Annotated in this window: 7 protein-coding genes and 1 pseudogene; 5 read left to right on the plus strand and 3 right to left on the minus strand. The window is 73.1% G+C overall.

Going from position 1 to position 10,560, the window contains the following annotated elements:
• The first annotated feature begins 55 nt into the window (after positions 1-55).
• Complete coding sequence (locus ACWCO3_RS07605) at positions 56-562, plus strand: inorganic diphosphatase (RefSeq protein WP_354882602.1); 507 nt, start codon at positions 56-58, stop codon at positions 560-562.
• A gap of 31 nt (positions 563-593) precedes the next feature.
• Here the strand turns inward: ACWCO3_RS07605 and eccD are convergent, their stop codons facing one another.
• Positions 594-1,997 (minus strand): type VII secretion integral membrane protein EccD, encoded by a 1,404-nt coding sequence (gene eccD / locus ACWCO3_RS07610; RefSeq protein WP_357935390.1) that lies wholly within the window; start codon positions 1,995-1,997, stop codon positions 594-596.
• A gap of 101 nt (positions 1,998-2,098) precedes the next feature.
• Between eccD and eccCa the strand changes: the two genes are divergently transcribed.
• The 4 genes from eccCa to ACWCO3_RS07630 all read left to right on the plus strand — a co-directional run bounded on the left by eccCa (position 2,099) and on the right by ACWCO3_RS07630 (position 9,086).
• Positions 2,099-6,082 carry a type VII secretion protein EccCa gene (gene eccCa, locus ACWCO3_RS07615; RefSeq protein ID WP_450009012.1) on the plus strand — a complete coding sequence of 1,328 codons (3,984 nt, stop codon included), beginning with the start codon at positions 2,099-2,101 and terminating at the stop codon, positions 6,080-6,082.
• Between the two features lie 74 nt (positions 6,083-6,156).
• Positions 6,157-7,497, plus strand: coding sequence for a type VII secretion-associated serine protease mycosin (mycP, locus tag ACWCO3_RS07620; RefSeq protein WP_145778580.1), 1,341 nt, complete (start codon positions 6,157-6,159; stop codon positions 7,495-7,497).
• Positions 7,498-7,549: 52 nt separating this feature from the next.
• Complete coding sequence (locus tag ACWCO3_RS07625) at positions 7,550-8,341, plus strand: phosphatase PAP2 family protein (RefSeq protein ID WP_145778579.1); 792 nt, start codon at positions 7,550-7,552, stop codon at positions 8,339-8,341.
• A gap of 37 nt (positions 8,342-8,378) precedes the next feature.
• Positions 8,379-9,086, plus strand: a complete 708-nt coding sequence (locus tag ACWCO3_RS07630) for a phosphatase PAP2 family protein (protein WP_145778578.1) — start codon at positions 8,379-8,381, stop codon at positions 9,084-9,086.
• Positions 9,087-9,098: 12 nt separating this feature from the next.
• Here the strand turns inward: ACWCO3_RS07630 and ACWCO3_RS07635 are convergent, their stop codons facing one another.
• Entirely contained in the window at positions 9,099-10,277 is a 1,179-nt protein-coding gene (locus ACWCO3_RS07635; protein WP_145778577.1) for a MarP family serine protease, read from the minus strand.
• Positions 10,278-10,340: 63 nt separating this feature from the next.
• Positions 10,341-10,560 (minus strand): annotated as a pseudogene (locus tag ACWCO3_RS07640) (coenzyme A pyrophosphatase); the annotation flags it as partial.

Consider the following 10,560-nt stretch of genomic DNA (forward strand, 5'->3'; position numbering starts at 1 on the left):
CCGGAGGGCGCCAGTGGTTCCGTTAGCCAGCGTGGGCAGACGAGGGAGCGTGCAGATGGATTTCGACGTGACGGTTGAGATCCCCAAAGGTCACCGGAACAAGTACGAGGTGGACCACAAGACCGGCCGGATCCGGCTGGACCGCACCCTCTTCACCTCGACTCAGTACCCGGCGGACTACGGGTTCATCGAGGGCACTCTGGGCGAGGACGGCGACCCGCTGGACGCGCTGGTGCTGGTCCCCGAGCCGACCTTCCCGGGTTGCCTGATCCGCTGCCGCACCATCGGCATGTTCCGGATGACCGACGAGAAGGGCGGGGACGACAAGGTCCTCTGCGTGCCCTACGAGGATCCTCGTCAGGAGCACCTGCGCGACATCCACCACCTCGGCGAGTTCGACCGGCTGGAGATCCAGCACTTCTTCGAGGTGTACAAGGACCTGGAGCCCGGCAAGTCGGTGGAGGGCGCGACCTGGGTCGGCCGCACCGAGGCCGAGGCCGAGATCCACGCCTCCTACCAGCGGGCCAGGGACGCCGAGGCGCGTGGCGAGACCATCCACTGACACACAGTGACGCACCGGGCCCGGTGGCCGCTCAACCGAGCAGCCCCCGGGCCCTGTCGTACAGGTCGAGCACCGCGCAGGCGATCGGCACCACGGCGACCACCAGCGCCGTGTCGGTGAGGTCGGCAGCCCGTCCGACGTACGGGGAGACTGGCCGGCGGGCGTACCCGGTGCCGGCGGCGATCGTCACCAGGGCCAGCACCGCGCCACCCAGGACCAGCGCGAGCCGCGCCGGCTCGTCGACCCGGCCGACCAGTACGGTGCCGAGCACCGCGTAGCCGGCGAGGCCGGCGAGCACCGTCGGAACCCGGTGCCGCAGCGCCACGAACAGTCGAGAGCGCAGCAGCAGCACGGCCGAGGTGACCGCCACGAGCACCCGGCCGGCCGTTCCACCGACGACCCCTAGTACGACCGCTGCGGCCACCGCCAGCACGGCGTGCCCGATCAACATGCCGGTGAGCATCTCCTCGGTACGGATCACCGCGGCGTGCACCCGGCTGCGGTCCGGGAGATCGCGGGCCCGCTCGGGCTCGTCCACGGGGGCCGAGGTCGGCAGGGTGATGGGCGGCAGGGGCAGCTTGCCCAGCCGGATGGCCAGCAGCGGGATCACGCCGACGGCGAAGACCAGCGCGCTGAGCAGCACCGCCGCCGTGCCGGCCGGGGTCAGCAGCAGCCCACCGAGCGCGGCACCGGCACCGGTCAGGCCGACCGTGACGCCGGCGACGAAGACCCGTAGCCGGCTGGCCACCCCGAGTAGGCCGATCAGCGCCACCAGCAGCAGTGCCACCGAGCCGGCCAGCAGTTCGGGGGCGCCCACCCAGCGGGCCGGGCCGAACGGCGCGACCGGGTCGCCGGAGCCGACCGCGAGGGCGCCGGCCGTGAACGCGTACGGCAGCGCGTAGCCGCCCAGCGTCGCCCCGGTCGTTCCGTCGCCGTTGGCGCGGGAGGCCACCGCGCCGGCCACGGTGAGCACCAGCGCCACCGCGGCGGCCGCCAACCAGCCGGGCCGGTGCGTCGGGCCGCTGACGAACAGGGCCAGCAGTCCGACGGCGAGCGGGACGGCGGCACCGGCCAGGCTGGCGACGCGGGTGGCGGTGGGCGACCAGGCACCGCCTCGGCGGCGGGCGCCGTCGGCGATCGCCTCGACCACGTCGTCGTACTCCAACTCGGGCCAGTGCGCACGGGCCGGCACCAGGTGCAGCACCTCGCCGTCGCGGACACCCTGCGGCAACAGCGCCTGGGCGGTCGCGAGCACCCCGCCGTCGGTGCGGCGCAGGACCCAACCGCCGTGCTGCTCGCCGTCGTCGGCCAACCCGACGCCGGCGTGTCGGAGCACGTCAGGCAGCAGTTCGGCCAGGGGCACCTGCTCCGGCAGGGCGACGTCCAGCCGTCGTTGCGGCGCGCTGATGGTGACGCGGGCCAGCCCGGTAGTCATCGACTGGTCTCCATATCGACGGGGGTCGGAGGCTGCGCGGACGACAGGACTTTACCTACCATGAGTCCGGCTCGGGTTACCCAGCGCTGTCAGGAGGCCGAGTGTCCACCGTCGTCATCAAGCGTCCGCCCCGCCGACCAGCGCCGGAAATCCCCGCCGGCGAACTGCCGGTGGAGGCGCCGCCGGAGATTCCGGTGGTGACCGGCGGGCGATGGCAGCAGATGCTCATGCTGCTGCCGATGCTCGGCGGCACTGTCGCGATGGCGATGATGTTCGGCCGGGGCGGCGGCGCCTACTCGTACGTGGTGGGCGGGATGTTCGGGCTCTCCTCGCTGGCGATGTTGGTGACGTCCTGGGGCAGCGCCTCCGGCACACCGAAGAAGTCCGAGATGATGGCCGCCCGGCGGGAGTACCTGCGGCACCTGGCCACGCTGCGGCGGCGGGTGCGGCGGACCGCCGGCCAGCAGCGGGCGGGGCTCTTCTACCGGCATCCCGACCCGGGTCGGCTCTGGTCGACGGTCGACAGCCACCGGGTCTGGGAGCGGCGACCGGGCGACCCGGATTTCGCGGTGGTCCGCGTCGCCGTCGGGCCGCAGACCCTGGCCACCCCGCTCGTCGCACCGGTGACCCGGCCACTGGAGGAGCTGGAACCGATGACCGCCGGCGCGCTGCGTCGCTTCCTGGACGCGTACTCGGTGGTGCCGGACCTGCCGGTGGCCCTCTCGCTGCGCAGCTTCGCCCGGGTGCACGTCCGATCCGCCGGCCGGGCCGCGGGTGGCGCCCCCACGACCGGCGGCCCACCCACCGGTGACCCGGTGGCGCAGGCGTTGGTCCGGGCCGTGCTGACCCAGCTGGCGGTCTTCCACGCTCCCGACGAGCTGCTCGTCGCGGTCTGCGCCGGACCGGAACGCCGCGCCTGCTGGGAATGGGTGAAGTGGCTGCCACACGCACATCACCCCAGCCGCACCGACGCGCTCGGCCCGCTGCGACTGGTGACCAGCTCCGCCGCCGAGCTCGAAGGGCTGCTGGCGGACGTGCTGGCCAGCCGCTCCCGATTCAGCCCGGCCGGGCCGGCCACCGACGGCCCGCACGTGGTGGTCGTCCTCGACGGCGGCGAGTTGACCGGCGCCAGTGATCTGACCGGTGACGGCGGCATCGACGCGGTCACCGTGCTGGACCTGGACACTCCCCCGCCTCGGCTGCTCGACCGGTACGCGCTGCTGCTGGAGTTGCACGGCCGACGACTGCACTCGCGGTCGACCGACGGGCATGCCGACGTCGGCACCGCCGACCAGCTCGACCTCGCCGACGCCGAGGCGGTCGCCCGACGGTTGGCCCCACTCCGGCTCGCCGGCGCGGCCCGTGGGCCCGATTCCCCACTCCAGGCCGACCTGGGCCTTCCCGAGCTGCTCGGCCTCGGCGACCCGGAGAGCTTCACGGCCGAGCAGGGCTGGCTGCCGCGCTCGGCACGGGAGCGGCTGCGGGTGCCGATCGGGGTGGGCACCGACGGCGGTGCCATCGAACTGGACCTCAAGGAGTCCGCACAGGACGGAATGGGCCCGCACGGCCTTCTCATCGGGGCGACCGGTTCCGGTAAGTCCGAGCTGCTCCGCACGCTGGTGCTGGGGTTGGCCGCCACGCACAGCTCCGAGCAGCTCAACTTCGTGCTGGTCGACTTCAAGGGCGGCGCCACCTTCGCCTCGTTCGACAGGTTGCCGCACACGGCCGCCGTGATCACCAATCTGGCCGACGCGCTGCCCCTGGTCGACCGGATGGTCGACGCGATCAACGGGGAGCTGGTCCGCCGGCAGGAGCTGCTCCGCCGCGCCGGCAACTTCGCCAGCGTGCGCGACTACGAGCGGGCCCGGGCAGCCGGCAGCCCGCTGGCCCCGCTGCCGTCGCTGCTGCTGATCTGCGACGAGTTCTCCGAACTGCTCTCCGCCAAGCCCGACTTCATCGACCTGTTCGTGCAGATCGGCCGGCTGGGCCGCTCACTCGGTGTGCACCTGCTGCTCGCCAGTCAGCGCCTCGAGGAGGGACGGCTTCGCGGGCTGGACACCCATCTCTCGTACCGGATCGGTCTGCGGACCTTCTCCGCGCTGGAGTCCCGCACCGTGCTTGGGGTGCCGGACGCGCACGAGTTGCCCCGCTCGCCAGGTCACGGTTATCTGCGCACCGGCACCGACCCGTTGGCCCGGTTCAAGGCCGCGTACGTCTCCGGTGCCGTCCGTCGGCGGACGGTGACGTCCGGCGCCACCGTCGAGGGTGGCGCCCGGCTGCTCACCTTCACCACGCACGCCGTACCCGTGCCCGAGCCGGCGACCCCGGTCGTGCCCGTCGTGGCCGAGGAGGAGGGCCGGGAGACCCTGCTCGACCTCCTGGTGGCCCGGCTCGTCGGGCAGGGCCCGCCGGCGCACCAGGTCTGGCTCCCCCCGCTCGGTCAACCGCCGACGCTGGACGAGCTGCTCGGCCCGGTGGAGGTGGACCCGGTGCGCGGCCTGACCGTGGGCAACCCGGAGCTGCACGGCGCGCTCGGCGTGCCTCTGGCCGTGGTGGACAAGCCGTTGGAGCAACGTCGGGACCTGCTCTGGCTGGCGCTGGACGGCGCGGCCGGGCACGTGGCGGTGGTCGGCGCGCCGCAGAGCGGCAAGTCGACGGCGCTGCGCACGCTGATCTGCGCGCTGGCGCTCACCCACACACCGGCCGAGGTGCAGGTCTACTGCCTGGACTTCGGTGGTGGCGGGTTGGCCGCGCTACGCGACCTCCCGCACGTGGGCGGGGTCGCCGGTCGGGCCGACCCGACCGCCGTACGGCGCACCGTCGGCGAGATGACCACTCTGCTGGCGGATCGGGAGCGCCGCTTCGCGGAGTTGGGTGTGGAGTCGATGGCCGTGTACCGGCAGCGCCGAGCCGCGGCGGGGACGACCAACCAACCGGGTATCGATCCGTTCGGTGACGTGTTCCTGCTGGTCGACGGTTGGAGCACCGTCCGAGGCGAGTACGACGACCTGGAGCCCCTGGTCACCGACCTGGCCACCCGGGGCCTGTCGTACGGGGTGCACGTGGTCGCCACCGCGCTGCGCTGGCTGGACTTCCGTCCGGCGATCCGGGACCTGTTCGGCTCACGGCTGGAGTTGCGCCTCGGCGACCCGTCCGACTCACTGGTGGCGAGGCGTGCGGCCGCGAACGTGCCGGAGCGCGCCGGCCGGGGGGTGACGGCGGAGGGCCTGCACTTCCTCACCGCGGTACCGCAGCTCGGTGCCGCCGCCGGGGACACCGCGGATCTGGTGAAGCGGGCCGCCGACGGGTGGGCGGGTCCTCCGGCGCCCCGCGTGCGGCTACTCCCGCCCGTGCTGCCGTACGCCGATCTGGACCTCGCCGCGACGACCGGCCTGCGGTTGCCGATCGGGATCGCGGAGGCGGACCTGCGCCCGGTGTCGCTCGACTTCGCCACCGAGCCGCATTTTGTGGTCTTCGGGGACTCGGAGTGCGGCAAGTCGTCGTTCCTGCGGGCGCTGGCCACGTCGATCATCACGCGGTTCACGCCCGAGCAGGCCCGGGTGATCCTTGTCGACTACCGGCGCAGCCTGCTCGGCGCGATCGAGACGCCGCACCTGATCGGGTACGGCACCGCCGCGGCACACACCGCCGACCTGATCGAGTCGGCTGCCGGTTACCTGGAGCGGCGGGCCCCCGGGCCGGAGGTCACCCCGCAGCAACTTCGGGACCGCTCCTGGTGGTCCGGCCCGGAGCTGTTCGTGCTGGTGGACGACTACGACCTGGTGGCGGCCGGGCCCGCGAACCCTCTGCGGGCGTTGGAGGAGCACCTGCCGCACGCCCGCGACGTCGGGCTGCACCTTGTGCTGGCCCGCCGGTCGGGTGGCGCGGGCCGCGCCCAGTACGAGCCGATCGTGCAGCGGCTGCGGGAGTTGTCCACCGCCGGTCTGGTGATGGCGGGCAGTCCGGACGAGGGCGCGCTCGTCGGGCCGGTACGCCCCGGCCCGCTGCCGCCGGGGCGTGGTCGACTGGTCACCCGGCGGGAGGGCGTACGCCTCGTCCAGCTGGCACAACTTCCGCCACCATGACCTGACTCGCCGGTTCCTCCCGTGACAGGTGAGGAAACCGGTAATCTCCGATCGTCATGGTTCCGTCGGGATGAATGGCTGGGGATGTGACTGGGGTTCGGCACAGCGGTCCGTCAGCGGCCCGCCGAGCGGCCAGCCGGGCGCTGCTCGGTGTCGCCGCGGCGCTCGCTGTCGTGGCCCCGACCGCGGCGGCCGTGCCCGTCGCCACGCCCACCAACGGCGGACAGCTCGCCGGCGCGTCGATGGCCCTCGCCCCTGGCGACGCGGTCGCCCGCACCGACCAGGTTCGCGACGAACAGTGGCAGCTCGACGAGTTGCGCGCCGAGACGGCCTGGCGCAGCTCGACCGGTCGAGGCGTGACCGTCGCCGTGGTGGACTCCGGAGTGGACGGCAACCATCCCGACCTGGTCGGCCAGGTGCTGCCCGGCAAGGATCTGGTCGGCCCCGGGGGCGGGGCGGGCCCGGATCCGGTGGGGCACGGCACGACCGTCGCCGGTCTGATCGCCGGGCGCAAGGACGACAAACGGGGCGTCGTCGGCCTGGCGCCGGACGCCCGGATCCTGCCGGTCCGGGTGCTCGACGAGCAGAACCGCTACGACGACGCGTTGATCGTCGCCCAGGGGGTCCGCTGGGCCGTCGACAACGGCGCCCGCGTGATCAACCTGTCCCTGGGTGGCAGCGGCGACAGCCCAGCCCTGGCCGCGGCTCTGGACTACGCGTTCGTCCGGGACGTGGTCGTCATCGCCTGCACCGGCAACCTGGCGACGTCCACCAGCACCAAGGTCTGGTACCCGGCCCGTGAGCCGGGAGTGGTCGCGGTCGCCGGCCTCGAACGCGGTAGCGACAACCTGTGGTCCGGGTCGATCACCGGGCGGGCGACGGTGCTCACCGCTCCCGCCAGCGGGCTGGTCGGCGCGAAGTCCCCCGACGGGTACTGGCGGGTGCAGGGCACGAGCTTCGCCGCGCCACTGGTGACGGCCACCGCCGCGCTGGTCCGGTCCCGCTATCCGCAGATGCCCGCCGGTGAGGTGGTCAACCGGTTGCTGGCCACCGCCCGGGACATCGGCCCGACCGGGCGGGACGACCGCTTCGGCTACGGGGTGGTGGACCCGGTGGCCGCGCTGACCGCCGACGTGCCGCCGGTGACCGTCAACCCGCTCGACGACCAGACGTCGCCGGGTGTGACTGGTTTCGGCCCGGCGCCCGGCTCGGCCGACGACGAACCGGTGGCCGGCGCCGGCAGCGACCCGCTCGGGCTCACCGCACCCCACCAGCAGACCCGGTGGACGGCCCGTGCTGCCGGCGGCCAGGACCCGTCCGCTCCGGAGCAACTGTGGATCGGTCTCGTGCTGGTCGTCGCCCTGGTCGGCAGCGCAGCGCTGATGATCCGCCGGTTCCGGCACCGAGCCCGCTGACCGCGAACGACCGGGAGGTCTGACCGGGCGCCCGGTCGGGTAGAACCGACGAATGAGTACGCAGCAGCCGCCCACCCTCGCCTCCGTCCAGCAGTCGTCCTGGCGGCACCGCCGACTCGACCCCGACCATTCACTGGGGCTGCGGCTGACCCTCGCCGCGGCGGCCGCGTTCCTGGTACTGGTGCCCTTCGCGCTGCTCACGCTGCTGGTGCTCGGTGCGTGGGCGCCGCTGCACCGGCTGGACACGGCGGTCACCGACGCCCTGCACGGCTACGCGCAGGACCACAGGGGGTGGGTCGTGCTGATGCGGATCTGGACCGAGGTGTTCGCGCCGATGCCGCTGCGTGCCGTGGCCCTGCTCCTGGTGGTCTGGTTGCTGCGCCGGGGGGCTCGCCGGCTGGCTCTCTGGGCGGCCACCACCATGGTCGTCGGTGGCCTGGTCGGTCCGCTGCTCAAACTGCTCGTCGGCCGCGACCGGCCGGAGTTGCTGGACCCGGTGGCACGGGCCGCCGGCTACTCCTTCCCCTCGGGGCACGCGCTGAACGCGACACTGGCCGCCGGGGTGCTGCTACTGGTGCTCCTGCCGTACGTCGGGCGCGGGGCGGCGCGGGTCGTGCTCTGGGTCGCCGCGGTGCTGCTCACCGTGCTCACCGGGCTGAGCAGGGTGGCGCTCGGCGTGCACTTCACCAGCGATGTGCTGGGCGGCTGGCTGCTCGGAGTGGCGGTGGTCGCGGCGACCACCGCCGCGTTCACCAGTTGGCGGGCGCACAACGGTCTCCGGCCGGTCCGGCCCACCCGCGACGGTGTCGCCCCCGAGGTCGAGCGGCAGCCCGGAGCGGCCTGAGGCATGCCGCCGACGTCGGGCGGGTACTGGCCGACCCATGTCCGACACCGTGGTCCTGATCGTCCGGCGGGTGCTGCTGCCGGTGTCCCTCCTGTTCGGTCTCATGGTGCTGCTCGGGATGCTGGTCACCCGGGTGTTCGCCCGGACCTGGCCGTTCACCGTCGAGGACGCGGTGAACCGGGAGTTGGCCGCCGACCGTACCGGCGGCTGGAACGACGTCTCGCTGGTGTTCAGCACGCTGGCCAGCACCCAGATGATCGTCGTGGTCACCGTGCTGGTGGCGTTGGCGCTGCGGCTCTGGCTGAAGCGCTGGCGGGAGCCGCTGTTCCTGTGTGCGGCGGTGACGGCCCAGGCCCTCGTGTTCCTGCTGACCACCCTGGCGATCGACCGACAGCGGCCGGCCGTGGAGCACATGGACGTCTCGCCACCCACGTCGAGCTTCCCGTCCGGGCACACCTCCGCGGCGGTGGCGCTCTACGTCGGCATCGCCGTGTTGATGGCCCTGCGGGCGCATAGCACCGGGGCGAAGGTCGCCTGGTGGACGCTGCTGCTGATGGTGCCGCTGGGGGTTGCGCTGACCCGGATGTACCGGGGAATGCACCACCCCAGCGACGTGGTGGCGTCCTTCCTCAACGGCGGCACCTGCGTGGCGATCATGGCTCGTGCGGTGCTGGACCGAGGGCTGCGGTGGGGCCGGGCGACGCTGCCGACCGGGCGTCGACCGGTGGTGTCGGCCGGGAGTTGATCCGCGCGGCGCTCAGGTGCACTCGCCGGTGGCCACCTGCCGGTTTCGTTCGGCGCCGGCCAACGCCACCGGGCGAGCCTCGGCCGCGGTCACCGCGAATCCGGTGTTCGGGTCGTCGGCCGCCGCCGCGAAGATCACGCCGAGCACGAGGCCGTTGGCGGACAGCAGCGGACCGCCGGAGTTGCCACTGCGCACCAGCGCCCGGATGGTGTAGATCTCCCGCGTGACGTCACCGGAGGAGTAGATGTCCGGCCCCTTGATCTTGTCGACGTCGCGGATCCGCGCCGACTGTGCGTTGTAGGGGCCGTCCAGCGGAAAGCCCAACACGATCGCGTCCGAGCCGCTGCCGGCGTTGCCGGCGGCGAACCGCATGGACGGGCCGGGCAGCCCGGGCACCAGCAGCACGGCCAGGTCCCGGTCCGGGTCGTAGACCACCACCTTGCCGTCGTACCGCTCGCCGCCCAACTCCACGGCGACCGAGCGGGTGCCGGCCACGACGTGCGCGTTCGTCATCACCCGGTCGTCGGCGTACACGAAGCCGGAGCCCTCGATGCGACGCGAGCAGCCCGGCGCGGAACCGAGCACCTTCACGACCGACCGCTGACCGTTGACCACCACCTGCGAGCCGGCCAGCGCCGGGTCGGGCGGGTCGACCTGGCGGGCCCGGGTGGGCGCGAGGTCACCGAAGACGTCCGGGAAGCCGTCCGTGTCGACGGTGTCCTCCAACGCGGTGGACAACCGGTGGGCCTGGTCCGGCACGACCTGGTTGACCACCGAGATCAACGCGCTGTTACGCACCGACGCGGCGAGCCAGGGCACCGAGGACGAGCCGAGCGGCACCGCTACCAGCCAGGCGAGCAGCAGCACCGCGAGCAGCGACACCAGCGCGCCACCCACGTCGTCGACCCGTTTGCCCACGTCGCTGGTGATCGTCTTGCGCAGGTGTGAGCCCAGCCAGCCGGCGAGCGCCTGCCCGACCACGGCCAGCCCGAAGATCGCCACGAGCGAGATCAGCACACGGGTGCCGGCGTCCACGAACTGTCTGGCGAACAGCGGCCCGAGTTGGAGACCCAGCAGCAGACCGAGGAAGAAGCCGGACAGCGAGGTGATGCCGATGACGAAACCCTGGCGGTATCCGCTGATCGCGAACACGAGCATGAGCAGCAGCAGGACGAGATCCACGACGGACACGGGTCAAGCGTACGGGCAGTGCGCCCGCCAGATGACCATCGCTTGCCGAAGGTGACCGTGCGGTCAGCGTAGGGCTGTCTCGTCAGCCTCGTCGGTGCCCGCCGACGGCGCCGGGGTAGCCCCGCTCGGCGGCAGCTCGACCACCCGGTCCCGCGGCCACGGACGCGCCCAGCCGCCCATCTCCAACAGGGTGGCCAGCACCCCGGCGGTGAAGCCCCAGACGAGCATCCCGCGTGCCGAGAACGCCGGACCGATCCAGCCGCTGGGGTGGCGGACCCGCAGC

Source organism: Micromonospora sp. NPDC002411 (genome assembly GCF_053592955.1).